Source organism: Priestia sp. 10L35 (genome assembly GCF_056395685.1).
The window spans coordinates 712581-737753 of record NZ_JBFTKA010000003.1 but is presented as its reverse complement, the minus strand read 5'-3'; the positions used below and the strand labels follow the sequence as shown (position 1 = coordinate 737753).

Here is a 25173-nt window from a genome sequence, read left to right as displayed (position 1 = left end):
TTAATAGAGAATTAAATTCGTTCGGATTTTTTATTGATAGTTTCATGTATGTGGCTGCTTCTAGCTGGTGATTGGAGGACAAGACGAAGACTCCTGCAGGAAAAGCGGAAGTGGTGAGACCCCGCAGGAGCGGAAGCTACGAGGAGGCTCAGCGGCCGCCCGCGGAAAGCGAAGTCTTGCACGGAAATCAGCAGCGGTGTAACAAGCAGTTCAGCTCATTTCTCCAATTTGTTCGTCTTTAACTGGAATTAGTATGCTATCTCTTCACCATTTTAAACGCTTTCCTGCACGGTGGCTGACGGTCTTTTAAACGCAGCAACAAACCACACAATATTCGTAATCAGCAACCCTAAACAAGAAATCATTATTCCTATAATTGAAGATAAACTTCCTGAGAAATCTTCTAATCCGAATAAAAACAGAGCTGGCATCAGTAATAGAGTACTAGCAGCGATTAAAAGGCCGATGCTGCAAAAAGCGGCCATCACAAATTTTAAGAAATGCATTCCCAAAATATAAAAAGCTAAAGGCAATAGGTATAAAAATAGAACCATGCCAAGAGATAACCACAGCCCAGTTGAGCCGAATGTATTAACGTTGGGGCCTGAATCTGCTAGAGGAGAAAGCGAACCAAGAACCAAAATGAAGCAGAAAAATAGGGCGGAAAGCAAAGTGGTGACTATCACACTATTTTTTGCTGTAGAATTACGCACTGTTTTTAACCTCCTTTCCAATCAATAAGTATATGGATTAATTTTACAATAAAAAAGTTTATAAATCACCAATTTTTTACAAAAACGTTCGATAGGCTGGATAATAATGAAGAGAAGCCGGGTTAAGATAATACACGTGTACATATTTTTTGTGTGGACCTGGATAGTGGGTTTCGTGCCAGTGTTGTGCCAGTATTGTTTGAATAGGGTGCGAATGAGGGGCTTCACCGTAATGTCCGTAGTAGAGGCTGCTGCCTGAATAAGGAGAATACATAAAATCACCTGCCTGTTTAAATGAATGTGTTACACGGTATGTTTTTGTATTGAGTAACGTTCTTGTAGAATGTAAAAAGGGCACAAATAGGTCGTTTGCTGTATAAATGCCTCATTCCAGTAAAAAAGACCTCTAAAAGCAAGAGGTCATAACCTAGGCATCTGTATGTTCTTCACTGAGGTTCCTTTGAAAATCCAAAAAACGAGTTCCTTGAAACGTCAGCATTCCTTCGTCGCCTTCTGCTAGCATGCCGTATTCACGGCCTGAAACAGTAAATTCAGAGCGGTCGGTGCTTTCAAACTGAAAGGTTACGTAGTAAGTTGTAGACGTGTGAGAGTGATGATGTTCGTGAGCGTGACCGCCATGGCGGTGGACGTTTGTCCGTTTGCCCGTAATTTTTGCTTTTACGGAGAGACGGGGAGACTGCTCATTTTTACTCCAAGTGCCGATTCCTTTAAAAATAGAAAATAGAAAAATACCAATAACAATAACAAAAAACAGCATCACCAACGCAGGCATTCCGTTAAATAACGCGTCGTCTGGAAAAAAAGCGCCTCCGCTTACGTCATCGGGCACATCACCTTCAAAAACAATGTCATCTCCGGACGGATCATCTTCAAATATCATTTCATCTTCAAACATTCGTATTCCCCCTTACTATAAATACGATTACTGAATGGAAAAAGTTTCATCTTTATAGTAGGCTTATGATAGGATAGCTAGTTACTATTCATACATATGAGTGAACAAGGAAAAGGAGAGATACACATGGGGAAATACAAAGTTGTTATGTCTGGAAAAACGTGGCCAAATGCTTACGAGAAGCTAGCGGAGCACTGCGATATTCAAATGTGGGAAGGAGAAGGAAAGATTCCACAAGAAACGCTGCGCGACTGGCTTCGTGACGCCGACGGCTTTTTTAATATCGGCCACATCACAGTGGACGAAGAGCTGTTAGAAGCAGCGCCGAATCTGCGCGTTATTTCTCAATCAGGCGTCGGGTATGACAGTGTAGACGTCGAAGCATGCACCAAAAAAGGGGTGCCGTTTAGTAATACGCCAAGCGTTCTAGTAGAAGCAACGGCAGACTTAACGTTTGGTCTCTTGCTGTCAGCAGCTCGCCGCATTCATGAAGGCTATGAAAAAGTGAAACAAGGAAACTGGGAAACGGTGTTTGGTGTTGATTTATTTGGAAAAACGCTTGGTATTGTTGGAATGGGCGATATCGGAAGCGCCGTTGCCAGACGAGCAAAGGCATCGGGCATGAACATCGTTTACCACAACCGAAGCCGCAAGCATGAAGCAGAAAAAGAGCTTGATGCCGTATACCTTTCATTTGAAGAGCTGCTTCACACAGCTGACTGTATCGTATGCTTAGTGCCGCTTTCAAATGAAAGCAAAGGCATGTTCGGAGAAGCCGAGTTTAAAGCTATGAAAAACAGCGCGTATTTTGTGAACGCAGCACGCGGGGGATTAGTGGATACGGAAGCACTGTACGAAGCGCTGAAAAATGAAGAAATTGCGTATGCCGCACTGGACGTAACAGACCCAGAGCCGCTTCCGGCAGATCATAAGCTCCTGCAGCTTTCAAATGTGCTGGTGACGCCGCATATTGGAAGTGCTACGTATGAAACGCGCAATCGCATGGCAGATTTAGCCGTCCAGAACCTGCTTTTAGGTCTTGAAAAAAAGCCTTTAGTGACGTGTGTGAATGAAGAAGTGAATTACAAGTAAGGAGAGATTTTTTGTTAAAAGCATTACAGCTTATTTTTTCAATTATTACTGTTGGACTGGCTCTTTATATCATGCTTACTCACAGTTACCAGTTCCTTTCGTTTTTAAATATACTTTTAGGTTTAACGATGCTAGTTTTAGGAGCAATCGAGTGGCAAAAAAGAAAGAAAACCAGCGCATGGCTGTTGTTTTTAGTTGCGCTGTTTAGCTGGTTTGTCGGTATTTATGGCATGATGATTTAAAAACGCTTGGCAAATGCCAAGCGTTTTTTTAATGTGCTTCCAGCTGTGCTTCTAACACTTTTTCAATAACGGAAGCTACTCCGTTTTCATCGTTTGTTAATGTAACGTCATCAGCTAGTGCTTTAATTTCCGCGTGCGCATTTGACATAGCGATTCCTTTTCCAGCCTTTTGCAGCATGGATACGTCGTTAAAGCTGTCTCCAATAGCAATGGTATCATGAAGAGAGCCGCCGAGCTCTTTTACAACGTATGTTAATGCGTTTCCTTTTGATGCGTCTTTGTGTTCAAGTTCGAAGTTATGATCAGCCGAAGATACAAGCGTCATGTCGTGCTGCTTGCTAAAGTGATCCCAGCCTTTTTGTCGTTTTTCATCATCAAATGAAAAAGCTAGTACGTTATAAAGCTCAGCGTTTGTATTTAAAATATCTTCATACGATGCAACAAAGGCAAACCCCGTTTGGCTGTACTGCTTAGCCGCTGCGTGATGAAGTCTTTCTTCATCCACATTTTTATTGGCGCTTTTTACTCGGTCAATTTCAATGGCCAGCAGTTCACGGCCCGAGTTTGGCGTATAAATTGCATGTTCAGCAAACACTTCATAGTAAAATTCGTTTGCATCCAGCCACTGAAGCGCTTCTTTGACGTGATGTGTATCAATCGGAACAGAATGTCTGAGCTGTCCGTTCGGGTCATGAATAGTCGCTCCGTTTGCGGCAATCACCCAAAGGTTTGAAAGCTCAGCTTTTTTTAAAATTTCCTGCACGTCGAAATAAGCGCGCCCTGTAGCAACCACGACTTCAATTCCTTGTTTTTGCGCTTTTTTAATTGCTTCTGCATTAATTGTGCTAATTTCACTGCTGCTATTTAAAAGAGTTCCATCTAAATCTGTAAAAATCATCTTCATAAACTATCTCTCCCTTTGACTATTATTCCTTGTTTTTGCGTGTTTTATCTTGTTTATCCTACAATAAACGAAAAAACACTGATAATCAAGCGTTTTTACATTGTTTTTACAAAAGAAACAAGTATAATAAAGTAAAAAGCAGAAAGAAAACAGGTGAACAAGCAATGTTAAAACAAGAAAGACGCAAACAAATTATGAATTTGCTTGAAAAAGAAGGGCGAATTGTGGCTACGACGCTTAGTCAAACGCTGAATGTTTCAGAAGATACAATCCGCAGAGATCTGCGGGAAATGGACGCGCTCGGTCTGCTGCAGCGCGTACACGGAGGAGCGCTTCCGCGTTCCACGTCTGCGGTTGAGTACAAAGAGCGAAAACGTGAATTGATGGATGTCAAGCATTCACTTGCCGTTGCGGCGCTTCCGTTAATTAAAGACGGGCAGGTGCTCTTGATGGACGGAAGTACAACAAATATTCAGCTCGTCAAAGCTTTTCCAAAGAATTTAAACGTCACGGTTATTACAAACAGTCCGTTAATTACCGTTGCACTAGCGGAGCATGACTTTGTAGAAGTTGTTTCTCTTGGAGGGACATTTCGAAAAGAATCGATGGTCACGGTAGGACAAAGCGTGGTTGATACATTAAAACAAATTCGAGCGGATCTCTGTTTTTTAGGCGTATACGCAATCGATCCTAAAATCGGCATGAGCATTCCTTTGCTTGAAGAAATGCACATTAAAAGCCAAATGATTAAAAGTGCGAGTGAAGTAGCGGCTATTGTAACAGCTAAAAAACTCAATACATCGTCAACGTACACGTTCAGCTCAGCAAACTCACTAGATTGGCTCATTACAGAAGAACATGTGAACGAAACCGTGTTAAATGCTTACCGCGAAATCGGCATTGAAGTAATCACAAATAAATAGTCGTTTTAGTAAGGAAGTATATGGTAATGTAGAGTAAAAAGGAGCTTGAGCGATGAGCGAACAAATAGATGTTACGCAGGAATTAGCGAAGCTTCAGCAAAGAGTCGAACACCTAGAGGAAAGAGTGGAAAAAGCAGAGTCTAAGCAAGGTCCTTGGCGGTCATTATGGGAAGCCATACGATCGATTTTAATTGGACTATTCATTGTAGGGCCTGCAGCAGCAATCATTTTTGGCGTTTTAGCGGCACTAGCGGGAAAATGAAAAAGGTTGAGACATAACTAAATCAATATAATCTCAAGGCGAACAAATTGGATAGATGAGCTATTGTGTTCGCTTGTTACAGCGCTATTGATTTCCGTGCAAGACTTCGCTTTCCGCGGGCGGCTGGTGAGCCTCCTCGTCGCTTTCACTCCTGCGGGGTCTCACTTAGCCCGCTTTTCCCGCAGGAGTCTTCGTCTTGCCCTCCAATCAGCAGCTAGAAGCTGCTACATATATGAACGTTCACTATACTAATAAAAATCCGAACAAATTTGATTCTCAATCAAGAATCAAACTCGTTCGGATTTTCCTTTGACTAAAATACTTTTATCCCAGCCTCGGTTTATTATTATTTTTCTGAATCAGAGTGAAACTTCGTGCTGACAAAAATGATAATGGCTAACAAAATCACAATTGGCAGCCAAATAATTTCAAATTTATAAGCAGGCTCTGCAAGCGCGGCGATAACAGCGCCAAAGCAGTAAAGCACAAGAGACAGCGCGCGAAGAATAGCATCGATGTTAAACGTTTTGCGGTAGCGAGAACTGCGAAAACGTGCCGTTACGTCTTCAAAAAAGTTAGCAAGCGTCCCTGTCAATACAGTTGTGGAAATGCCGGCTACGCCAAGCTTTCGAGCCGCCGTTGTTTGAAGACCCATCGCTGAGCTTAATAAGAAAATAAATAAGTAAGTTAAGTGTAAAGAAGGAGAAAACGAAGATAAAAGTGCAAAAACAAGTAAAATTAATCCTTCTATTCCAAGCGCGATCGTTACGGCTTTAGGCCAAAACGTTTTTTCTTTGTTTCCAACTAAAATTGCAGCTCCTACAACTCCTATAATAAAGCCTCCTAAAGCTGTCAGAGAGTGAAAAACAGTTGTTTCAAGCGAGTTTCCGATTGCTAACCCGAGCAGCACGATGTTTCCGGTCATGTTTGCAGTAAAGATATGGCCAAGGCTTAAGTAGCCAATCACATCGACGATACCCGCTGTGACACAAAGAACCAGCAAAATAATGTTTCGATAAGTAGAATTCGTCACGGTAAGTCATCCTTTCTTTTTATACCAACTAAACAGTTTACCGTGAAGAAAAAAATCTGTCCAGAGAGTTGTCTTACAAATTTTTAAGCGTGTCCCATCCAAAAGCCACTTCAGATAGGGAGGTTCCCTCAATAACAACCTCAGCACGATCGATTCTTTTTCCGCCAAGCGCTTCGTAAAACTGACAGGCGCCGTTTTGTTCAAAAGCCCATGTGAGCATCGTATGTATATGTTGGTTTGCCGACTCTTGCGCTATTTTATGCATAAGCGCTTTTCCGATTCCTTTTCGCTGATGCTCTGCGAGTAAATACATGGCATACAGTTCTCCTTTATAGAAAGGATGCTTGCTGGTTCTTTCTTTGCCATAAGAAGCAAAGCCTACGATTTGACCGTTTTCTTCTGCAACAAAAATAGAATTTGATTCCAGCTGCTTTTTCCAGAGGGGCTTTCGCTTTTCAGCGCTCAAAGAATCTAAAAAAGAATCCGGAACAAGTCCTTTATAAGTTGATTTCCAGCTTTCTACGTGTACATTTGCAATGCCTGCTTCATCGCCAATTCTGCCTGGACGTATCATATGCTCACCTCATTTTTTCTATATTTTAACATAATTTTAAAACGGGCATCCCTGTTTTTTCATTTTTTTTGTATATATATAGTAGCTATTTTACATAACAAAGGAGATGATATAATGAGTAAATTATTATTAAAAGATCAGCCGTTAATTGTACTACCGGCGCTGGCAGTCAAAGTAGGAGTGAACGGAGCCCTGTTTCTTCAGCAGCTTCACTACTGGCTTGAAAAAAGCGTAAACGTGCAGGACGGATATACGTGGGTATACAACACCAATCAGCAGTGGCTGCAGCAGTTTCCATTTTGGTCGCTTTCAACGATTCAACGCATCATTTCAAAGCTTGAAAAAGAAGGCCTGATTGTAAAAGGAAAGTACAACCGCTCTAAATTTAACAACACGGTCTGGTACCGGATTGATTATAAGAAACTAGAAGAGCTTATGCCAAGCGATGAATTTGAAGAGCTCGAAGATGTCAATTTGACAGAAGGGGAAAGTCAAATTGAAGCAGCGGAGCCGGTCACAGTGAAGGCGTCATTAACAGAGACTACAGCAGAAAATACAAATCACATAAAAAGAGAAGAAGCCGCGCATGACGCTTACGTACAAACGTTAGAAGCCGCTTTTATTGCTAGAAGAAACCGAGGGATGTATCCTTCAGCCAGTGATTTAAAGCATATGTACGAAGTCGCAAAAAGCGAAATACCAATAGAAACGGCGCTATCAGGACTGCATGAAGCATTTGATCACTACGTGCCTAAATACAGCGGCGATACCATTCGAGCATTTGCCTATATCAAACAGCATCTTTTTTATAAGCATTATGTAACATCACAGCGCACGCTAGCGAGTCAGCAGACTGAAAAGCCGCTTTCCTACGCTACTAAAAAGCACGTTGTTCGCAAGGAATTGACGCCGGATTGGCTAAGAGAAAATGAAGAGCTAGAACCTTCAGCTCCTGCTTTTAAAAACGATGCCCACTTTGAAGAAGAAAAGAAAAAGCTTGCTGAAAGTCTTCGTGAGCTGGAGCAGGAATTAAAAAATAATTGAAAATACCCCCGGACTTTTATAAGATAAAAGATAGTAAACCTTTTGAATACGAAAGGTTTACTAGGTAAAAGAAAAGCGTCTCTTAAAGAAGGTGCGCCATAAACGTGATAAAATTTTTGTTTTTGCTGTTTATGCCAACAATCTTTGTTTTTTTCGGTTTGTGGCTTATCCAAAATGTGTTGGTAACATTTGTTTGCTTTTACGGCTGGATGTTTATGATTTTATATGCGAATAATAAAATTAACTTGAAGGTAGCGCTTACAAAAAAATCTCTGTATGTGGGAACTCTGAGCGGAGTTCTATGTGCCGCTGTGATAATTGGAAGCAGCCTGTTTTTTTCTGGTAAAATCTTTCATGTAGAAGATATGCAAGCGGTTTTGCAAATATGGGGATTTAGCGGATGGAAAGTTATCATTTTAGCCGTCATTTTGATTTTTATTAACCCTTATTTAGAAGAAATGTATTGGCGCGTATATATACAGAATAAAGTGAAGAAGCATCTATCCTTACCCGCTTCAACCATTGTTACATCAAGCTTTTATACGATTTATCACCTGTTTATTATTCTGCCCGTTTTTGCGTTTCCTTTTAATTGGATCTCGGCTGTAGGCGTTTTTTTAGCAGGTATAACGTGGGCGTGTATAAGGGAGCGATACGGTGCCGAAGCGGCAATTATTAGTCATGCGTTAGCGGACGCGGCGATTATGATTGTATACGGATTATATGTAAGATAGTGGTATTATGTCAAAAAACCATGAATCGTTATTCATTTATAACTTGTTTTCATGGTATAATAACAATAATAGTAAAATTTTATCAACACATTTGAATTGAAATAATGTATACTTGTAATACAAAGATTGAAGCGTTTACATAAATCGGAATACACATAGTTAATCTGGGTCCGATGAAAACTAAAAAAAGAGAGAGATAATTACTTGGAGGAGGAATAGAAGTATGTTTGTACCTATTGAGCGAAAAAAAGTATCTAGTCAAGTGCTTGATCAATTAAAAAAGATGATTAAAGAGAAAACGTTCCCGCCAGAGTCTCGTTTGCCGTCGGAACATGAGTTATCCAAAATGTTTGGAGTGAGCCGCGCACCAATTCGTGAAGCGCTAAGCGTTCTTTCTGCCAGCGGATTAATTGAATCACGACAAGGCGGAGGAAGCTACGTAAAACGTGTAAACTTAGTGGGTATGCTTGATCCAATGACGTTTGAAATGGTTGAAGCAGATCAGGTTCTTGAACTAATTGAAATGCGTATTATCATCGAGTCGCAGGCAGCAAGCTTAGCCGCGCTGCGCCGTACAGATGAAGAACTGATTGAAATTAAAGAATCGTTAGAAGCATTTAAAAAGACGGTTCACAACAGTGAAGAAATTGGACATGAAGCGGACTATCGCTTTCACCATGACATCGTGAAAGCAGCTCATAACTCATTCCTTCTTCATGCTGTAGAAGATTTAGGCCATTTGTATCGAAAAGCGCTTGCTTATTCGTTAAATAAAAGCCAAAAAGAAAATCGCAAGCAAACGGATGCCGACCATGAGCGTATTTTTGAAGCGATTAAAAATGGAGAGCCAGAAGAAGCAGCAGAAGCAGTTCGTGATCACTTAGAGCACGTTCGCCAAAAAGTAATGGTATCTCAATAATAAAAAAAACGACAACCCAAGGGGTTGTCGTTTTTTTTTATTAGTAAGACCATTCATTCATGTGAGGAAATAACACACGTTGAAAACGAAAATTCATGCTTAGACCGGTGCGGATGTGCCGGCTTTTTTTGTTTGCATAAGGGGAAAGTATCTAATTATACTCCTTAATAATCAGAAAATACAGTATTGTTAATAATTTTACGGCGTGGTATTTTATTAACAAATGTTACTTTTATTTACATATATATGTGAGTAAATATAACATTAAGAGGAAGGAGAGGGATAGGATGCTTTCATCAAGCGTCGGGTATTTGATTTTACTGATTTTTGGAGGAGGATTTACGGCCGTTACAATCATGATGCAGCGCCGTCAAGGAAAGGAAATGACGGCTGAGCAGTTTAGTACAGCCGGAAGAAATGTAGGCGTTGGACTGGCGAGTGCGTCCATTATCGCCGCGTGGACATGGGCTGCTACGTTAATGATGTCTTCTTCCACGGGCTATCAGTACGGAATTAGCGGACCGTATTGGTATGCAGCGGGAGCAAGCATCCAAATTTTGCTGTTTGCCATTGTCGCGATTAACCTGAAGAAAAAAGCACCGAATGCTCATACGTTTTTAGAATTTATTGCACAGCGTTTCGACGTGAAAAATCATCGTTTAATGCTTGGCTTTGCTCTTATGACAAATATTATTGTGACCGCCATGGTTATTTTAGGAGGAGCCATTGCTTTAAACTCTCTTACCGGGATGAATATTTTTATTGCTGCTTTTTTAATTCCTCTTACGTTTACCATCTACACCATGATTGGCGGTTTAAAAGCCTCATTTGTTGCTGATTATTTTAACACCGTTTTTATTTTCATTATTTTATTTATTTTTGCTGCTGCCGTTTATTATAAGTTCGGCATAACAAGCGTGTACGAAGGGCTGAAAAATCTGCCTTCGTCACAGCATATGCTTACGATGGCATCGGTGCCAGGTCTTTTGTTTGGGATGATTAATATTATCGGGAACTTCGGTACGGTCTTTGTGGATCAAGCATACTGGCAGCGTGCCATCGCAAGTAAAAATAGCGCTGCTTCAAAAGCGTATATTTACGGCGGAATTGCCTGGTTTTCGATTCCATTTGCCGTTGCCACTTTCCTAGGTGTAAGTGCGGCTGGGCTTGGAATTGCTGTAGATTCACCGGATTCTATCGCGCCCGTTATGGCGTCACACGTGCTTGGAAATCTAGGTTCTATTTTGTTTTTAACGATGCTGTTTATGGCGGTAATGTCGACAGGAGCAGCTGAATTAACGGCGATCACAAATATTATCGTAACGGACATTTACTTGCGATCTATCAATCCGAAAGCAAGCAGTAAAAAAATCTTAAGCACGTCGCGAAAAGTGACGCTTGGCTTTGGGCTGGCGATGGGTGTGTTTTCCATTTTACTGTTTTACTTAGGAATTAGCCTTGGGTTTGTGTATATGGCCATGGGTATTTTCGTCAGCGGAGCCGTTATTCCCGTTACGCTTGGACTGATGTGGAAAAAAGCGACGAATACAGGTGCATTTTACGGCGCGCTTTTAGGGATGATTGGCGGCGTTGTCGCATGGAACACATCTGCTTATTTAATTAACGGTCACATTGATGTAGAAGCCCTTGGCGGACTGTATCCAATGCTTATTGGAAATTCTACCGTTTTTATTATCAGCGGAATCATATCAATTGGACACGGCTTGCTTGCTAAAAAAGAATTTGACTTTGATGAACTAAAAGACAAATTCAAAAGCTTTGATGAACATGGAGATGAACCATTAAGGGAGGAAGTGGCGTATGGATCCACAACAACAGTTAAATAAAGACGCAAAGCTATGTGCGCGCTGGGCGCTGGGACTTACATTTTTGTTTGTCCTCTTGTTTCCAGGCGTGATGTTTTTAACGGGCTATCAATACACCCTTTCCTTTTTTAAAGGCTGGACGTATTTTGCGTTTGGCTGGCTGATTATCGCAGGAATTTGTATTATTGTGGGGCCTGTGGTGGAGTTTGTGAGGGAGAAGAAGGATAGTGCTTTAAAATAATAGATTTCATCAAAGAACAGCTTTTCTTTTGCAGAAAAGCTGTTCTTTCATTGATTACTTATATTGGTCTAGAATTCCTCTCCAACTTATACACCCACCGGTAATACTGCACCACCATCCAAAACAGCAGCGGATTTAGGAGGAGTGAATACCACCACGTCCACCATCCGTAATGAAAATAACCCCAAGGAGCAGGGAGAAGGGCCACTACTTCGTAAAGTAAAACAGCAACCGACCAAAGTAAAATATAGGCGGCTTTTTTTGTGAGTTTCCCCGCAAAAGGATAGTAGGTAAGAAAAAGCATGTTTACAGGCGGAATGAGAACGGTATAGGCAAAAATACCTTTCCAGTCTGTGCCTTGTGTAAAATACCAGTAGCCGTGAAATTTGAAATTAATGAAGACGTCAAAGATATGCTGAGCAGCAATGGTGAACATCCAAATGTGTACAATTTGATTTGTCGTGAAGCGCTTGTTTGTTTTAAAAGCAAGAACGTTAAATACTAAAATAGAAAGAATTAATCCAATCATATTGGTTCTCCTTTTGGCTTCTTGACTATATTGTATAATTTTAGGAGATCAAATCCAATAGAGAAATGGACATACTATGAATTTTCTGCGGTATTTTTTACAGGGACGGACTGTGTTTTTTTTCGATTTCTTAAAAATGCGATCACGAGTAAAAGAGCAGGAATGACAATTTGAAACGGAAGGTGTAAAGTGAACGGAATGATTTTTAACCCTTCATATACGTGTTCGAAATAGTTTTGAGCAAGGGACAATGAATAAAACAAAACGACTAAGCCAATTGGAAATACAAGCGGTGACGGGTTTTTAAGCTGAAACACGTGGGAAAGGCCCAGCACAGTGGCGTAGAAAAACAGACCTATTTTAAAGAAGCCGCCAGTGATTAAAGCCAGCATAAAAAACACATCAAGCCGTTCTAAAAAACCTGCGAATTGAATGCTTTGAACAGTGCTTAAAAGCGGAAAAGCAGATCTGGACGTTAGGGTAACTCCTAGTACACTTATATTCACAATCATAGTAATCATAAGGTTAATGCCGTTTAACGTAATTGCGCTGAATACAATGAATGCGGTCTTTTTTACATTTTTTGTATGAGGAAAAATCATGGCAAATACAATGACTTCGCCAAAAGGAAAATACAGCGTCTGGCTGTAGGCAACCCTCAGCACTAAAGAAATACCGTTTTCAAGCATTGGCTTTAGGCTTGAAAAATCAAGAAGGCCAGAAACGAAGATAAGAATAAAGCCAGCGACGGCGAGTATATAAATAAAGAAAAACAGCAGTTCCGCCGAACGTGCCATCACTTCAATTCCTTGGCGAACCGTATAGATAATTCCGAGCATCAGTAAAGCGTTCACTATAAACAGCGGCGTGTCAGGATAGACAAAGGTAAGAAGCATCGCGCCGAAATCGCGCAGTACCCGCGCCGCTCCGTTAGCAAAATATAATACGTAAAGAAAAGCCAGTATGCGTCCCGGCACTTTTCCAATAATTTTTTCAATGTACTCCGTCAGAGCTAAATCTGGATAATAGCGGTGCAAGCGATAATATATATAAATGAGTGCGTAGCTGCTGATCATATCAACTAAAATGGCAATCCAAGCATCTTGCTTAGCGTCCATCGCTAAGCCGACCAAAAAGGCGCTGCCAATCTCAAAGAGCGTAATTAACACAAGCAGCTGCCATCCGCTAATTCGAGCATTTTCCACTGCCTATCCGCCTCCTTTTCTACAGCTAGTATGCGCTTTTTAACGTGGAGCATATGCATCATGTAAGTAAAGAGTTGGAAAGGAAATAGGGATATTTTGTTAAAAAAAAAGGGCGCTAGCCGAAGATATAAGAGAGAAGTACGCAAAAGGAGAGAACGCGTTGGATTTATTTGAAGTTATATTAAGTATCCATATTGGACTGGGCATGATTTGTTTGCTTTCAGGAATGGTGTCTATGCTAGCGGCTAAGAAAAAAGGACGGCATACCAAATGGGGAGAAGTGTATCACGGTTCTTATGCAGCACTAGCTGCCACAGCTATCATGTTAGCGATTTGGAAATGGAACGAAATTGCTTATTTATTTTATATTGCCGTGTTTTCATACGGATTAGCGATTTATGGCTATGCAGCACGCAAGCGAAAATGGAAGAACTGGCTTCAGCATCATATTCGCGGTATGCTGGGGTCTTATATCGGAGCGGTTACCGCACTGCTTGTAAATGTTGGAGACAGTATTCCGCTGTTAAACAAGCTTCCGGCACTTTCTTATTGGTTTTTGCCGACGATTATTGGCAGTCCGCTTATTTACATAGTCGCAAGACGCTATAGAAAAAATGCTTCTGTTTCTAAAAAAATATCATACTAAGCAAAAAAGCCTTTTACCGAAAAGGCTTTTTTCTGTTGCGAACATTTGTGCTATGATAGAGAAGCAAGGAGGATGCAGCATGAAAGAAAATCATCAGTTTACCATACATACGAATAAAGAAAAGCTTGATATAGATGTCATCTACTCGTACCTTCATTATGAGTCATATTGGGCAAAAGGAATTCCGCTTCACCTTGTTCAAACGTCCATTGAACACTCCGTTTGTTTTGGCGTGTATGATGAGTGCGATAAACAAGTAGGATTCGGACGGATTATTTCTGATTTTGCCACGTTTGCTTATTTGGCGGATGTGTTTATTCTTCCGCACGCACGGGGCAACGGGCTTGGAAAAGCGCTGGTACAAGAAATGATTGGCTATCAGCCGATTCAACACGTACGAAAAATTTTATTGGCAACAAAAGATGCTCACGGTTTGTACAGTCAGTACGGATTTAAAGAAGTTAAAAATAAGCAGCTGTTTATGCAAATTTTTAAAAAAGGCATGTACGAGCGGGCGCTTTATTCAAAAGAAAATAAAATACTGCCTGGAAAAGAGGGATAAGTATGGCTGAAGAGTTACGTAAAAGCGTATTTAATGAAGAGTTGATTACGCACTTGAGCGACGCTTTTTCATGTGAAATGAGTTCATTTGATAAACAAGTATTTCATGAGCTGGTTTTTCAACAGGACTGGGAAGACTTAGGGCTGAAAGAGCGCATGAGAAGAATTACGCTTTCCATGCATGAAGTGCTGCCGGGGGATTATGAAGAAGCACTTCATATCCTTTATAAAGTGGCTCCAACGGTAGGAGGACTTCAAGGCACGATTTTTCCAGATTACGTTGAACTGTACGGATTGAACGATTGGAAAGCTTCAATAAAAGCACTCGCTTTTTTTACGCCGTTTTCCACATCAGAATTTGCGGTGCGTCCGTTTTTAATTCAAGATAAAAATCGAATGCTCCAGCAAATGATTGAATGGGCAGGAGATGAAAATCATCATATTCGCAGATTAGCAAGCGAAGGAAGCCGGCCTAGACTTCCGTGGGGACAATCAGTACCTGCGTTAAAGCAAGATCCGAAACAAACGCTGCCGATTTTAGAGCAGTTAAAATGCGATGAATCGCTCTATGTCCGAAAAAGCGTAGCCAATCATTTAAATGATATTTCTTACATAGAAAAAGACTGGATGCTTGATGTGGTGAAAAGCTGGTACGGAAAAGACGTTAAAACCGACTGGATCGTTAAACATGCGTGCCGTTCACTGCTGAAAAAAGGAGATCCTGAAGCTCTGTCTCTTTTTGGCTATGGAGATGATCCGGGCGTGACTGTCACAGAGCTTAGCGTACATCCGCATACTATTACAATCGGTGATAGCATTGACTTTTCTTTCCGATTATCGGTGAAAAAAAACATGCCCCTTCGCATAGAGTATGGAATTCATTACGTAAAAGCAAAAGGAAACCGCAGTCAAAAAGTGTTTATGCTAAAAAATGTTCAAGCCAAAGCAGGCCAAACGCTGACAGTCGCAAAAAAGCATGCGTTTAAAGATTTAAGTACAAGAAAACATTACACCGGTACGCATACGCTTTCTGTTATTGTAAACGGAGTGGTAAAAGCAGAAGCGGACTTTGTGATAGAGTAGCTCTTTCCTCATGGAGAGAGCTTTTTATGTTTTTATAGAGCTGATGAGGAAACTTAAGTCAATAGGTTGCTGCCTCTGTAATTATGTACAAAATCGACTGATAAACATCCATTTAAATTCCTTTTATGGTATGTTAATCCTTGAGGAGTGGTGAAGTGAAGAAATTTATGGTGGGCACATTGAGTGCTTTTTTGACAATGTCATTGGTAGCGTGCTCAAACTCTGCTAGTAAAGAAGAGAGCGGCTATAGCATTCAAAAAGTGAAAGTCAAGATAACAGATGACCCTGCTTTAATTGGAGGAATTGGTATAGAAGATAGCAAAGGAAAAATGGTCGACGTAAAACCAAAAGCGCTGTATTACGAGTTTAAAATGAAGCAGCAAGGCGAGCGTAAATTCTATCAAAATGATAAAGACGAAATAGAAGCTAAAATTATACCGAATGAAGATTTAAAGAAAGCATCTATCAATACAGTAGGTGTTAATGTATTTGATGAAGGGCATGAGCAGTTCGGTACAGGTACGGGAATTGAAGAGTTTGACTATATGAAAAAAGGAAAAGTCGATGTGCACTACGATCTGGGCGCGACTGTTAAAAACAAAGAAATGCCTATGGCTCCGTCCGGTCAGAAATTAAAAAAACTCCAAAAGGTGGCGAGGCATGGAAAACTCGTCATCACGAGAAACAACAAAGAAATCGGCCGATATGATTTAGAAACGCTAGAATCCGTAAAGAAATGAACATAAGAGAGATAGCTGCATGGACTATGAAACAGCTAGACTAGCGCAAAACAGGCTCGAGGAAATGCTAAGTTTTATAGCAGTTCATACATAAAAAAGAGGCTGGAACAAACGTATTTTAGCTGAAATGAAAAATGAACCATTGATCAACATGTTCCATTAGGGGTTCATTTTTTTTAGGGTGAACGTAGGTTTCATTTGTTTCCGTCTAGCTGTTGATTGGAGGGTAAGGCGAAGACTCCTGCGGGAAAAGCGGGACAGATGAGACCCCGCAGGAGCTTAAGCGACGAGGAGGCTCATCGGCCGCCCCGCGGAAAGCGAAGCCTTGCACGGAAATCAACAGCGGAGGAAAAGCGAGATCATTAAGCCTGATTGGTCGTCTTCATATTGAGTTGGTTTTGCTATGTCCCAATCTCTTTGTTATAAAACCGCACTCGTCTCCTACATTAAAATAGTCAAAAAGGTTCAGCTCCCTTATCTTGAAGTTATTTCCTTAAACGGTATAATTATTTATGTAACATTTTAAATATTTTAAAAATTTAAAATGTCTAACCAAGAGGATGGGGAGGAGTAAATGAATGAAAAAAACAGTAAAACGAACGGCCGTGCCGGCTCTTTTGTCGATTGGATTATTGCTGTCGCCGCTTGCGGTACAAGCTGAGATGCCTTATTACGGAAAAGACTATAGCCAGCCGGAAAAAATTAAAGCGCTTTATCCGGAAATAAAGGGGAATGAAGCAACGCCGGCATTTATGAAAGGACAAGACGCCTTTACGACTCAAGAAGAAATGATGAGCTATGTTCAAAAGCTTGCTCATAAAAGTCCATACGTAAAGCTGAAGATTATCGGTAAATCACAGCAAGGACGAGACATTCCGGCTCTGTATTTTTCAAAGGAAAAGAAATTTGCGGATGGAAAAACATCTAAAAAGCCAACGATTTGGCTTCAAAGTCAAATTCATGGTAATGAACCGGCAAGCGGCGAATCCGTACTCGCCGTTGCGACGCGTTTGACAGAAGACTTTGGAAAAGATGTGCTAAATAAAGTGAACATCGTCATTGTGCCGCGCATTAATCCAGACGGATCTTATGCATTCAAGCGTCAGCTAGCAAATAATTTAGATGGAAACCGCGACTACATAAAGCTTGAAAGCCCGGAAGTGCAGAGCGTACGAGCTGAATTTAACCGTTTTTCACCGGAAGTCGTCATCGACGCTCATGAATATACGCCTTACAGCAGCGGATTTAAAAATATCGGTAAAGAAGGCGTGTGGAAGTATCACGACATTTTACTGCAGTCAGGTCGAAACTTAAATATTCCGCAGAACATTCGCAACATGTCTGATGAGCTGTTTGTGAACAGCACACTTACAGCCATTGAAAAGCAAGGATATTCAGGAGAAGTATACTATACGTCTCAAGTGAATAAACAAGGGCAGCTTGAAGTGGAAGAAGGCTCAGTTGAACCGCGAATCGGCCGAAACTCACTAGGCTTGTATCCATCGTTTTCGTTTTTAGTCGAAAGCAGAGGGATCGGTATTGGACGAGAAGATTTTCCGCGGCGAGTGAGTGCCCAAATTGCTACGCAAGAAAAGCTGATTACGCAAACAGCCGCTCATGCGAAACAAATTAAAGCGCTGATTGCAAAAGAAAAAGCGGCGCTTGTCAAAAAAGGAAAAAATGCAAATGATCATGACCCGATTATTGTGAACAGCGAAAATAAAAAAATACCAAACTCGACGTTAGAAATGGTTGATGTGGAAAGCGCGTCTGTTAAAGACATTCCTGTGACGTACTACAGTGCAAAGAAAGCTACGCCGACGCTTGTCCGCGAACGTCCGACTGCTTATATTTTAAAGCCAGGACATGAAGAGTTAGCAGCGAAATTGCAGGGACAAGGAGTAAAAGGCTTCAAGTTAACGAAAGAAACGGCTCTTTCAGTAGAAGCGTATAGTGTCAGCAGCCGTATTGAAAATGAAGCCTACGAAAACAAACCAAACGTAGACGTGCAAACAATCGTCAAGCCAAAAACGGTGACGTTCCCAAAAGGAAGCTACGTCTTTTTAACATCTCAGCCGCAAAACAATTTATTGTCTCTATCACTTGAGCCGGAATCTGTGGACAGCTTCACAACGTTTGGGTATTTGCCTTCAGAGGTAGGGCAAGAACTTGATGTTTACCGGTTTACTCGTTCCATTGAAAAATCGCCTTTGCAAAAAGAATCCCGTAAATAATGAAAAAGCGTGGAGCTTGGCTTCACGCTTTTTATATTGAGATTTTTAAGAAGAAACCCACTCTCCGCCGTTTACATGCAGCGTCTGCCCCGTGACAAACCCTGAGTCGTCGCTTGCGAGGTACACGTAGGTTGGAGCAAGTTCAAGCGTCTGCCCTTGGCGCTCCATCGGATTGTCCACTTGCGTTACTTGATCAGCTGAAAAGCTTGCTGGAATGAGCGGTGTCCCAAATGCGTCCCGGCTCTCCGGCGTTCACGCGAATGCCGTCTTTAATCACGCTATTGGAAAGCGCACGAGTAAAGCCAACAATGGCTCCTTTAGGCCGTATAGTCAATTAACTGTTCATAGCCTTTATACGTCAAAATTGAAGCGGTATTAATAATGGATCTGCCGCTTTTAGGACCTCGTCCGCCTTTTTATGTAAACCCTCGCTATGAGAAGTATCTGCCTGTTTTATAGTACAAAGAGCCCTTCTTCATGAAGGGCTTTTAAATTGACCTTCTCTTTTATTTTCCTCGTGAGTGCTCACGTGATTCCTGGCGGTTTTTTCTTCTTCTAGATAGGAAATAAATAAAAAAGCCGATTAATACAAGAAACGTGATAAGCAAAATACTAGTAGGAAAGTAAAGAGAGCCTATCTGAATTCCCAAATAGTTTAACATCGTTAATAACTTCCTTTCTTGATAGACAATGGTTTATTTTACTAAATACCCTTATAAGCTAATAAAAAACGTTTCCGCTGTTCTAGTAGGGAATTGATTGACTCTGTGCGCCAACAACCACGATATGTCCTTGTTTCATTTCTTCTTTATACCGGTTTGCTTCTTGATTAGATAAGCCGAGAGAAGCCATCTTTGAAAGTAGCTCATCTTCTCTTGAGAGAAGCATGTTTACCGCTGTTTCAAAAATACCTTGCTCTGCCATTCTGTATTTTTTTGTATGTGTTGCGTCCGTTAAATTATGAGCCCATTCTTTATCGTAGGCCAGCAGGTAAATATCTTTGCTTGTAAATCCTTTTTTTAAAAAAGAATGGATGATGCAGGTTGCCTCCTCTTGGTTTTCTGCTATTTCAATGTGTTTCATATACCAACCAAACCTCCTAATAAAAGATATTTCTGAAATACATCTTCTACTCATTCTGTAGCCTTTGTTTCCAACTTTAAACTTGTTTTCTATGAATTTTCTAAGATAGTAAAAGAGAATAGAAATATCATAAATTTTTAAAAAAAGATGTTTGAACTTCAAAACAGAAGGCTAAACGTAGACTATACTAAAAAGTTCCATCAAAAATAGGAGGAGATTAAAATGAATTTACAAGATCAACAAACACAAGGTCAGCCCCAGCAAACGCAAGACCGCCAGCCGGGTATCGAAAGCGAGATGAATCCTCTCCCTATTTATGAGGATGACAATTACATTGGTACAGGAAAATTAAAAGGAAAAGTAGCGCTAGTTACCGGAGGAGACAGCGGAATTGGACGAGCTGTATCCATTGCTTATGCGAAAGAAGGAGCGGACGTAGCCATCGTTTACTTAAACGAACATAGCGACGCCGAGGAAACAAAAGCCCGCATTGAAGAAGAAGGTGTAAGATGTCTGCTGATTGCAGGAGACGTAGGAGACGAATCGTTCTGTAACGAAGCGGTAGAAAAAACAGTAAGTGAGCTTGGAAAGCTTGATATTCTTGTGAACAATGCAGGAGAGCAGCATCCAAAAGAAAGCATTAAAGAAATTACAAGTGAACAGCTTGAACGAACGTTCAAAACGAACTTTTATTCATACTTTTATTTTACGAAAAAAGCGCTTGATTACTTAGGAAAAGGCAGTGCGATCATTAATACAACGTCAATTAATCCTTACCGCGGAAATCCTCAGCTGATCGATTATACGGCGACAAAAGGTGCAATCAACGGCTTTACGCGCAGCATGGCGCAAGCGCTTGTCAAAGATGGCATTCGCGTTAATGCTGTAGCGCCGGGACCAATCTGGACACCGCTTATTCCGTCTACTTTCTCAGGTGATAAAGTAGGAGAATTCGGTACCGATACGCCGATGGGCAGACCTGGGCATCCTGTGGAGCACGTAGGCTGCTATGTACTGCTAGCTTCAAATGATTCATCTTATATGACCGGTCAAACGCTTCATGTCAACGGCGGAGATTTCATGAACACATAATTGCACCACCTATAGTAAAGGAGGAGAAAAGATGGGAGAACGCAAGAAAAGATCTATATCAAATGCACCTAAAAAAAGAGATGAAACGGAACAGCGTGTAACAGATCAAGACGAAACGTTATTTGAACGTTTCAAAGAAGAAGAAACCGTGGATCCTATGCCAATGGAAGACATAAGACTTGAACAAAAAGAAGAGAAAAATAAAACGAAAACGAAAGATGAATCAGGTTCTGAAAACATTCATCATAGAAAATAAAAAACAGCCTTCTCGGGCTGTTTTTTTGTTTGTATCCCTATATTAATGAGTGCTAGAAGCAATTACAATTTTTGAATCATCTTCTAATGCCTGAGCAAGATTCGATTTAATTCGTATATGATCAAATTTCAGTCCAAGCTGCATCGCAGTAGTAGCTAATTCAGGGCGAATGCCCGATAAAATTGATTTAACGCCGATTAAATCAAGCGCATTTATCAGCTGAAACAGCTCGTGTGCGACCATTGTATCAATCATCACAACTCCTGACAAATCAATATACAAATGAGCGATTTGCTTCTCTGCACACTGTTTTAACGTGCTTTCTAGGATCATTTTGGCTCTTGCCGTATCAATATCGCCGACTAACGGTAAAAGAGCAACGTCTTTTTTAATCACAATAACAGGTGAACTTAATTCATGAATCATTTCCTGCTGCGAGCGGAGGCGGTTTGATGCGTACTCCTGCGCTTCTGTGATGAATTTCAAAATAATAATATCAAATACCCTTACTACTTTTTCATTCCACACATCAATATGCTGCTGAGTGATGTCATCGTTAAGTTCTGCAAACCGTCGAATATACTCACAGTATTGTTTGCGGACGTTCATAAATTCTTTAATAATACTTTGAATGGGTGTTCTGATATGTTCTTGGTCTTTGGCAACTTTATTTAGCCACGTGTTAAAAGATTCAAAAAAGATTTTTTCATCTTCTATAAAGACGTTGCTAATATATAAATGAAATTCATAGTTTTGCGCTTTTAAGCGTTGAATGACATCGGGGTTACTAGAGGTATATACGCCTTCAGAAGACTTTTTGTCCAAAGATTCATACCATTCTTCCGTCATATTTGGTGCATTTTCTAGCAGATAAGAACGTAAAGCGATATCTTTCTTCACTGTTATTCTCCTCTCAAACTGATAAAGCATTGCGCATGTGAGCAACGTATTTATTATAGCACCTTTTTTATAAAGATGGATATGAAATGTATGTTTATTTTGCGTGATAGGTTTTAAATGATTGTATATAGGGAAAAATTCTAATAAAAGGGGAAAGAGGGAAAGTATGAATACCGTGACGAACGATCAATGGAAATGGTATCAGTTTGATTTAGAAGAAGCAGATGGAATAGCTGATATAATCAAAGACTATCAGTATCCAAGAGATGAATGGTTTTGCCAGCAGCTGCAAAAGAAAAATTCTAATCATATTCAAGTAGATGTCGTAGGGGGAAGTGAGCTCATTTATGGTTCACTAATTTATCATAAGAAGTCGTTTGATCAAAAAAATTACGATTCGTTTCATTTTTATATCACCGAGGAGTTTATTATAACGGCAGGAATTGATTTGGAAATCCTACAAGACACCCATCATGAACGAATGATTGAACGCATGAAGCAGTCTGCTAACACGGCAGAAAGCTTTTTTATTCTTTTAGGCGAAATTATGAAAAAGCACTTAAACGGGTTTGATCAGTTTGAAAGTCATTTCAGAGAGCTTCTGTGGGAAGTGCGCCATAATAATAACATTGACGTGTTAGATGACATTCATAAAGCCCGGTATGACCTGCTTATATGGACAAATTTAATTAGCTCTGTTCGAGAAGTCACAATGGGAATAGAAGAAGCATTTCATAAAAAAATTAACCAAACGGTCGAATATCAGCGGATGTGTAAAAAAATCGAAATCGGCTTAACGCTAATTGAACAATATCAAAAAGAATTTGACGCGTTAATTAAATTAGAAGAAGTTGTGTCTACTCATCGAGGAAATGAGATTATGAAAGCTTTAACGCTGCTGACAGCAATCAGTACGCCTTTAACGGCTTTTGGAGCTCTTTGGGGAATGAACTTTAAAGGGATGCCGGAGCTTGACTGGAAGTTTGGCTATGTCTACGCACTCATTTTAATTGTTCTTTCAACCGTGGCCATTTATCTCTATTTACGAATGAAAGGGTGGACGGGCGATCTGTTAAAAGGAAGAAAAAAGAATTCATTTTTTAAATAAGCTTCAAGAAAAAGCAGCCGCTTAATAAGCGGCTGCTTTGTTGCCTGTTATCCTCGCCTCCACGTCGTAGGCTCACCTGAACGAAGGCATCTTGGAAATAAATCGTTTTCTTTTAGCTTTACTTGATTGCCGTTTTCGTCGGTATAGCGACCGGTTTGCGGAACCAATTCTCCGGTTGAAAAGGCGTCATCTACAGGCTTCCACGTCGTTGATTCACGTGTATGTGGGCAAGGTGTAAAAAGATCATCTTTGTGAAAGAGTTTAATTTCACCTTCCGCACAAACGTAAGCGCCCGATTCTGGTACAGCTTCACTCGTTCGATAAATGTTCTGTACGGTCTTCACACGCATCCAACCTTTCTTTTTGGTTAGTTGTATTTTAGTGTTCCGGTCGTGGCGTCCATGTACGTACGGTCTTCTATAATATCCGAGTCGTCTAGCTTTCTAAAAGGAGCGCAGTAGCATACAACACCCGTCTCGATTTCAATTTCTTGAAATCCGTACGCACGGCAAAGGTATTCACCGACAGCGCTTGGAGCTGGATGCGTATCCAACTCATCTAATGCTTCATTAAACATCTCTAAAAATTCTTTTTTCGAAAATTTCTTCTCATGATGCAGTGTTACTGGATCTCCAGAATCTGTTCCTTGTGCTAACGCGTAAAAATACATCGTCCTCACTCCTTGCATATATATAGTCGAGCTTTTTCTGAATTGTAGAAACATTGATTGTTAGTAAGTAAATTCCCTTAAATAAAAGAAATAAACGCATTTGCTAGAAAACGGTTTCTTCATGAGCATTATCTCAAAGAGAATTCAGTGCTATCAGCGTTTGATAGCAAGCTGCCACAGGGTGATAATCGGCTTTAGGAGCGGGGCTTTTTTTCGAGCTGTAGCGTTCGTTTTGCTGATTTAACAGCTGATACCACCCTCCATATGTGTGATCGATAAAGTGTTTCTGACAGTAGGAGAACAGGGCGTCGTATGCTTTCCAATATCCGCTGTCTCCGGTTTTTACCCCAAGCAGTGAAGCCGCAGAAATGGCTTCGGCCATCACCCAGTAGTTTTTATCCCAATCAATGACCTCTTCTTGAGGAGACAGCGCAAAGTAAAGACCTCCGTACTTAGCATCCCAGCCTAGGTTCCAGCCCTTATCAAACAAATCTTTTGCACGTTCTGTCATCCAGTTTTCCGAACGGTGCCGATCAAGCCATAAAAGCAGCTTGCTCCATTCAAACTGATGTCCTGGTATAAAGCCGTACGGACGAAATTCATCTTTTGTATTGTTTTTATTGTAGTCCCAATCTGGCTGCCAGTCTGTATCATAGTGCTCCCAAACCATGCCGCCAGATCGTTCAGCAAGCTGCTGAGTAACGCCTTTTGCAAGCGTATACGCTCGGTCTAAGTATTTTTTATCTCTTGTTGCTTCAAAGGCAGAAAGCATCGCTTCACACATATGCATATTTGCATTTTGGCCGCGATATAAAGAAGAAGCCGACCACGATGCGTCCCATTCGTCTCGGTAAAAGCCGTGCGCATCTTCCCAAAAGTACTTTTCCATCACGTCATATACCTGTTCAATTGTTTCTTTTGCTTCTGAAATGCCGGCTTGATACGCGATGGAAGAAGCTAAAAGAGCAAAAGCATGCCCATATGCTTGTTTAGAATCATCTTTTACTTCTCCGTCATCGGCTATTTCAAAAAAATACCCGCCGTGCTCTCTATCATAATGGCTGTTTTGTAGAAAACGAATGCCGTGCTGAGCTGCTTCTTTGCACCAATCCGGTCCGTCTAAAAGAGCCCCTACACTGAAGATATAAATAAAGCGCGCCGTACTTACCAAGTGCTTTGAATGCGTGTTGTTGACGGTGCCGTCGTCGTAGTATTCATGGATATACCCACCGTTTTTCTTGTCAATACAAGCGGGATAGTAGAAATGAAGCGTATCAAAAATATGCTGTTTTAATGTGTGAGGTTCTCGAAACGCAGTTGAGGAAAAATCCGTTGCCGTGTTCATTTTATCACCATCTCAATCGTTGTTTTTAGTTGTTTTTTACCCTAAGCAGTTGGGCGTAAACGTAAGGGTTTTTTTGCTGTTTCTGCTCTATTATTCTATTTTTGTTGAAAATGTATCAGTTTGGAAACAAGTTTGAAATATTTTGATATACTTTTGATACGATTATCCGGTATTCTAAAAGTACGTGCTAGCTGGAACGAAGTAATGATAAGCCTCTAGACGTCGAATAAATTTACTTAATGTTGTTTAGTTAAGGTTGAGCTTAAACATCGGATCCTGTTTTCACTTAACCTATTAA

The 25173-nt window shown here is 40.7% G+C and carries 31 protein-coding genes and 1 pseudogene; 18 read left to right on the top strand and 14 right to left on the bottom strand.

Going from position 1 to position 25173, the window contains the following annotated elements; translation table 11 throughout:
• The first annotated feature begins 67 nt into the window (after positions 1–67).
• Positions 68–202, top strand: coding sequence for a hypothetical protein (locus AC1DEF_RS15150; RefSeq protein WP_255255680.1), 135 nt, complete (start codon positions 68–70; stop codon positions 200–202).
• Positions 203–272: 70 nt separating this feature from the next.
• On the opposite strand, the gene AC1DEF_RS15145 is transcribed toward AC1DEF_RS15150, so the two are convergent.
• The 3 genes from AC1DEF_RS15145 to AC1DEF_RS15135 form a co-directional block, all read right to left on the bottom strand.
• The gene (locus tag AC1DEF_RS15145; RefSeq protein ID WP_097822954.1) at positions 273–713 is read right to left on the bottom strand and encodes a DUF5391 family protein; all 441 of its coding nucleotides are present in this window, start codon (positions 711–713) and stop codon (positions 273–275) included.
• A gap of 76 nt (positions 714–789) precedes the next feature.
• Positions 790–987, bottom strand: a complete 198-nt coding sequence (locus AC1DEF_RS15140; protein ID WP_097822953.1) for a hypothetical protein — start codon at positions 985–987, stop codon at positions 790–792.
• Between the two features lie 153 nt (positions 988–1140).
• Complete coding sequence (locus AC1DEF_RS15135) at positions 1141–1629, bottom strand: DUF2500 domain-containing protein (RefSeq protein WP_097822952.1); 489 nt, start codon at positions 1627–1629, stop codon at positions 1141–1143.
• Positions 1630–1755: 126 nt separating this feature from the next.
• On the opposite strand from AC1DEF_RS15135, the gene AC1DEF_RS15130 reads away from it, so the two are divergent.
• Together AC1DEF_RS15130 and AC1DEF_RS15125 are read left to right on the top strand one after the other, a co-directional pair.
• Complete coding sequence (locus AC1DEF_RS15130; RefSeq protein ID WP_097822951.1) at positions 1756–2721, top strand: 2-hydroxyacid dehydrogenase; 966 nt, start codon at positions 1756–1758, stop codon at positions 2719–2721.
• 11 nt (positions 2722–2732) lie between these two features.
• Complete coding sequence (locus AC1DEF_RS15125; RefSeq protein WP_097822950.1) at positions 2733–2963, top strand: YczI family protein; 231 nt, start codon at positions 2733–2735, stop codon at positions 2961–2963.
• 28 nt (positions 2964–2991) lie between these two features.
• On the opposite strand, the gene AC1DEF_RS15120 is transcribed toward AC1DEF_RS15125, so the two are convergent.
• Complete coding sequence (locus tag AC1DEF_RS15120; RefSeq protein ID WP_097822949.1) at positions 2992–3867, bottom strand: Cof-type HAD-IIB family hydrolase; 876 nt, start codon at positions 3865–3867, stop codon at positions 2992–2994.
• 164 nt (positions 3868–4031) lie between these two features.
• On the opposite strand from AC1DEF_RS15120, the gene AC1DEF_RS15115 reads away from it, so the two are divergent.
• The gene (locus tag AC1DEF_RS15115; RefSeq protein WP_097822948.1) at positions 4032–4790 is read left to right on the top strand and encodes a DeoR/GlpR family DNA-binding transcription regulator; all 759 of its coding nucleotides are present in this window, start codon (positions 4032–4034) and stop codon (positions 4788–4790) included.
• A gap of 52 nt (positions 4791–4842) precedes the next feature.
• On the top strand, positions 4843–5052 hold the full coding sequence (locus AC1DEF_RS15110; RefSeq protein ID WP_097822947.1) for a hypothetical protein: 210 nt from the start codon (positions 4843–4845) through the stop codon (positions 5050–5052).
• Between the two features lie 346 nt (positions 5053–5398).
• Here the strand turns inward: AC1DEF_RS15110 and AC1DEF_RS15105 are convergent, their stop codons facing one another.
• Both AC1DEF_RS15105 and AC1DEF_RS15100 read right to left on the bottom strand, forming a co-directional pair.
• Positions 5399–6085 (bottom strand): YoaK family protein, encoded by a 687-nt coding sequence (locus AC1DEF_RS15105; protein ID WP_097822946.1) that lies wholly within the window; start codon positions 6083–6085, stop codon positions 5399–5401.
• Positions 6086–6158: 73 nt separating this feature from the next.
• Entirely contained in the window at positions 6159–6659 is a 501-nt protein-coding gene (locus tag AC1DEF_RS15100; protein ID WP_097822945.1) for a GNAT family N-acetyltransferase, read from the bottom strand.
• Positions 6660–6773: 114 nt separating this feature from the next.
• Here AC1DEF_RS15100 and AC1DEF_RS15095 point away from each other — a divergent pair, with 114 nt between their 5' ends.
• The 5 genes from AC1DEF_RS15095 to AC1DEF_RS15075 all read left to right on the top strand — a co-directional run bounded on the left by AC1DEF_RS15095 (position 6774) and on the right by AC1DEF_RS15075 (position 11423).
• Positions 6774–7703 (top strand): hypothetical protein, encoded by a 930-nt coding sequence (locus AC1DEF_RS15095; protein WP_097822944.1) that lies wholly within the window; start codon positions 6774–6776, stop codon positions 7701–7703.
• Positions 7704–7807: 104 nt separating this feature from the next.
• Positions 7808–8437, top strand: a complete 630-nt coding sequence (locus AC1DEF_RS15090; RefSeq protein WP_097822943.1) for a CPBP family intramembrane glutamic endopeptidase — start codon at positions 7808–7810, stop codon at positions 8435–8437.
• A 223-nt stretch (positions 8438–8660) separates the two neighbouring features.
• Positions 8661–9356, top strand: coding sequence for a FadR/GntR family transcriptional regulator (locus AC1DEF_RS15085; protein WP_013058211.1), 696 nt, complete (start codon positions 8661–8663; stop codon positions 9354–9356).
• Between the two features lie 287 nt (positions 9357–9643).
• Entirely contained in the window at positions 9644–11203 is a 1560-nt protein-coding gene (locus tag AC1DEF_RS15080; protein WP_097822942.1) for a sodium:solute symporter family protein, read from the top strand.
• A complete protein-coding gene (locus AC1DEF_RS15075; RefSeq protein WP_097822941.1) occupies positions 11178–11423 on the top strand; it encodes a hypothetical protein in 246 nt (81 codons plus the stop codon). The genes AC1DEF_RS15080 and AC1DEF_RS15075 overlap by 26 nt, the downstream gene beginning before the upstream one ends.
• Before the next feature lie 58 nt (positions 11424–11481).
• On the opposite strand, the gene AC1DEF_RS15070 is transcribed toward AC1DEF_RS15075, so the two are convergent.
• Entirely contained in the window at positions 11482–11952 is a 471-nt protein-coding gene (locus AC1DEF_RS15070) for a hypothetical protein (protein ID WP_097822940.1), read from the bottom strand.
• Between the two features lie 74 nt (positions 11953–12026).
• Positions 12027–13157, bottom strand: coding sequence for a GerAB/ArcD/ProY family transporter (locus AC1DEF_RS15065; protein WP_097822939.1), 1131 nt, complete (start codon positions 13155–13157; stop codon positions 12027–12029).
• Between the two features lie 160 nt (positions 13158–13317).
• Here AC1DEF_RS15065 and AC1DEF_RS15060 point away from each other — a divergent pair, with 160 nt between their 5' ends.
• From AC1DEF_RS15060 to AC1DEF_RS15040, 5 genes are all read left to right on the top strand, one after another.
• On the top strand, positions 13318–13803 hold the full coding sequence (locus tag AC1DEF_RS15060; RefSeq protein WP_097822938.1) for a DUF2306 domain-containing protein: 486 nt from the start codon (positions 13318–13320) through the stop codon (positions 13801–13803).
• A 79-nt stretch (positions 13804–13882) separates the two neighbouring features.
• Positions 13883–14365, top strand: a complete 483-nt coding sequence (locus tag AC1DEF_RS15055) for a GNAT family N-acetyltransferase (RefSeq protein WP_043981141.1) — start codon at positions 13883–13885, stop codon at positions 14363–14365.
• A 2-nt stretch (positions 14366–14367) separates the two neighbouring features.
• A complete protein-coding gene (locus AC1DEF_RS15050) occupies positions 14368–15447 on the top strand; it encodes a DNA alkylation repair protein (protein WP_097822937.1) in 1080 nt (359 codons plus the stop codon).
• A 155-nt stretch (positions 15448–15602) separates the two neighbouring features.
• On the top strand, positions 15603–16187 hold the full coding sequence (locus AC1DEF_RS15045; protein WP_097822936.1) for a hypothetical protein: 585 nt from the start codon (positions 15603–15605) through the stop codon (positions 16185–16187).
• A gap of 578 nt (positions 16188–16765) precedes the next feature.
• Positions 16766–18421: a M14 family metallopeptidase gene (locus AC1DEF_RS15040; RefSeq protein ID WP_097822935.1), complete on the top strand. Its 1656-nt coding sequence runs from the start codon at positions 16766–16768 to the stop codon at positions 18419–18421.
• A 45-nt stretch (positions 18422–18466) separates the two neighbouring features.
• On the opposite strand, the pseudogene AC1DEF_RS15035 reads toward AC1DEF_RS15040, so the two are convergent.
• A pseudogene (locus AC1DEF_RS15035) lies at positions 18467–18819 on the bottom strand (SDR family oxidoreductase); the annotation flags it as partial.
• 346 nt (positions 18820–19165) lie between these two features.
• Positions 19166–19504 carry a YflT domain-containing protein gene (locus AC1DEF_RS15030; protein ID WP_055992677.1) on the bottom strand — a complete coding sequence of 113 codons (339 nt, stop codon included), beginning with the start codon at positions 19502–19504 and terminating at the stop codon, positions 19166–19168.
• Between the two features lie 222 nt (positions 19505–19726).
• Between AC1DEF_RS15030 and AC1DEF_RS15025 the strand changes: the two genes are divergently transcribed.
• Both AC1DEF_RS15025 and AC1DEF_RS15020 read left to right on the top strand, forming a co-directional pair.
• The gene (locus AC1DEF_RS15025) at positions 19727–20596 is read left to right on the top strand and encodes an SDR family oxidoreductase (protein WP_013058194.1); all 870 of its coding nucleotides are present in this window, start codon (positions 19727–19729) and stop codon (positions 20594–20596) included.
• A 31-nt stretch (positions 20597–20627) separates the two neighbouring features.
• Entirely contained in the window at positions 20628–20852 is a 225-nt protein-coding gene (locus AC1DEF_RS15020; RefSeq protein ID WP_013058193.1) for a hypothetical protein, read from the top strand.
• Positions 20853–20894: 42 nt separating this feature from the next.
• On the opposite strand, the gene AC1DEF_RS15015 is transcribed toward AC1DEF_RS15020, so the two are convergent.
• The gene (locus tag AC1DEF_RS15015; RefSeq protein WP_097822934.1) at positions 20895–21752 is read right to left on the bottom strand and encodes an STAS domain-containing protein; all 858 of its coding nucleotides are present in this window, start codon (positions 21750–21752) and stop codon (positions 20895–20897) included.
• Between the two features lie 166 nt (positions 21753–21918).
• Between AC1DEF_RS15015 and AC1DEF_RS15010 the strand changes: the two genes are divergently transcribed.
• On the top strand, positions 21919–22860 hold the full coding sequence (locus AC1DEF_RS15010) for a magnesium transporter CorA family protein (protein ID WP_013058191.1): 942 nt from the start codon (positions 21919–21921) through the stop codon (positions 22858–22860).
• A gap of 47 nt (positions 22861–22907) precedes the next feature.
• Here AC1DEF_RS15010 and AC1DEF_RS15005 read toward each other — a convergent pair whose 3' ends face one another.
• The 3 genes from AC1DEF_RS15005 to AC1DEF_RS14995 form a co-directional block, all read right to left on the bottom strand.
• Positions 22908–23210 carry a hypothetical protein gene (locus AC1DEF_RS15005; protein WP_255255679.1) on the bottom strand — a complete coding sequence of 101 codons (303 nt, stop codon included), beginning with the start codon at positions 23208–23210 and terminating at the stop codon, positions 22908–22910.
• 17 nt (positions 23211–23227) lie between these two features.
• Entirely contained in the window at positions 23228–23530 is a 303-nt protein-coding gene (locus AC1DEF_RS15000) for a hypothetical protein (RefSeq protein WP_013058189.1), read from the bottom strand.
• Positions 23531–23663: 133 nt separating this feature from the next.
• Positions 23664–24875: an AGE family epimerase/isomerase gene (locus tag AC1DEF_RS14995; RefSeq protein ID WP_097822932.1), complete on the bottom strand. Its 1212-nt coding sequence runs from the start codon at positions 24873–24875 to the stop codon at positions 23664–23666.
• Positions 24876–25173 lie beyond the last annotated feature (298 nt).

What these genes read in the sequence shown, in the direction of transcription:
- AC1DEF_RS15050 (WP_097822937.1), top strand. Translation starts at nt 14,368, where the DNA reads ATGGCTGAAGAGTTACGTAAAAGCGTATTTAATGAAGAGTTGATTACG.
- AC1DEF_RS15085 (WP_013058211.1), top strand. Translation starts at nt 8,661, where the DNA reads ATGTTTGTACCTATTGAGCGAAAAAAAGTATCTAGTCAAGTGCTTGAT.
- AC1DEF_RS15120 (WP_097822949.1), bottom strand. Translation starts at nt 3,867, where the DNA reads ATGAAGATGATTTTTACAGATTTAGATGGAACTCTTTTAAATAGCAGC.
- AC1DEF_RS15080 (WP_097822942.1), top strand. Translation starts at nt 9,644, where the DNA reads ATGCTTTCATCAAGCGTCGGGTATTTGATTTTACTGATTTTTGGAGGA.
- AC1DEF_RS15140 (WP_097822953.1), bottom strand. Translation starts at nt 987, where the DNA reads ATGTATTCTCCTTATTCAGGCAGCAGCCTCTACTACGGACATTACGGT.
- AC1DEF_RS15010 (WP_013058191.1), top strand. Translation starts at nt 21,919, where the DNA reads ATGAATACCGTGACGAACGATCAATGGAAATGGTATCAGTTTGATTTA.
- AC1DEF_RS15100 (WP_097822945.1), bottom strand. Translation starts at nt 6,659, where the DNA reads ATGATACGTCCAGGCAGAATTGGCGATGAAGCAGGCATTGCAAATGTA.
- AC1DEF_RS15095 (WP_097822944.1), top strand. Translation starts at nt 6,774, where the DNA reads ATGAGTAAATTATTATTAAAAGATCAGCCGTTAATTGTACTACCGGCG.
- AC1DEF_RS15135 (WP_097822952.1), bottom strand. Translation starts at nt 1,629, where the DNA reads ATGTTTGAAGATGAAATGATATTTGAAGATGATCCGTCCGGAGATGAC.
- AC1DEF_RS15020 (WP_013058193.1), top strand. Translation starts at nt 20,628, where the DNA reads ATGGGAGAACGCAAGAAAAGATCTATATCAAATGCACCTAAAAAAAGA.
- AC1DEF_RS15005 (WP_255255679.1), bottom strand. Translation starts at nt 23,210, where the DNA reads ATGCGTGTGAAGACCGTACAGAACATTTATCGAACGAGTGAAGCTGTA.
- AC1DEF_RS14995 (WP_097822932.1), bottom strand. Translation starts at nt 24,875, where the DNA reads ATGAACACGGCAACGGATTTTTCCTCAACTGCGTTTCGAGAACCTCAC.
- AC1DEF_RS15055 (WP_043981141.1), top strand. Translation starts at nt 13,883, where the DNA reads ATGAAAGAAAATCATCAGTTTACCATACATACGAATAAAGAAAAGCTT.
- AC1DEF_RS15110 (WP_097822947.1), top strand. Translation starts at nt 4,843, where the DNA reads ATGAGCGAACAAATAGATGTTACGCAGGAATTAGCGAAGCTTCAGCAA.
- AC1DEF_RS15115 (WP_097822948.1), top strand. Translation starts at nt 4,032, where the DNA reads ATGTTAAAACAAGAAAGACGCAAACAAATTATGAATTTGCTTGAAAAA.
- AC1DEF_RS15030 (WP_055992677.1), bottom strand. Translation starts at nt 19,504, where the DNA reads ATGAAACACATTGAAATAGCAGAAAACCAAGAGGAGGCAACCTGCATC.
- AC1DEF_RS15070 (WP_097822940.1), bottom strand. Translation starts at nt 11,952, where the DNA reads ATGATTGGATTAATTCTTTCTATTTTAGTATTTAACGTTCTTGCTTTT.
- AC1DEF_RS15025 (WP_013058194.1), top strand. Translation starts at nt 19,727, where the DNA reads ATGAATTTACAAGATCAACAAACACAAGGTCAGCCCCAGCAAACGCAA.
- AC1DEF_RS15000 (WP_013058189.1), bottom strand. Translation starts at nt 23,530, where the DNA reads ATGTATTTTTACGCGTTAGCACAAGGAACAGATTCTGGAGATCCAGTA.
- AC1DEF_RS15130 (WP_097822951.1), top strand. Translation starts at nt 1,756, where the DNA reads ATGGGGAAATACAAAGTTGTTATGTCTGGAAAAACGTGGCCAAATGCT.
- AC1DEF_RS15075 (WP_097822941.1), top strand. Translation starts at nt 11,178, where the DNA reads ATGGATCCACAACAACAGTTAAATAAAGACGCAAAGCTATGTGCGCGC.
- AC1DEF_RS15040 (WP_097822935.1), top strand. Translation starts at nt 16,766, where the DNA reads ATGAAAAAAACAGTAAAACGAACGGCCGTGCCGGCTCTTTTGTCGATT.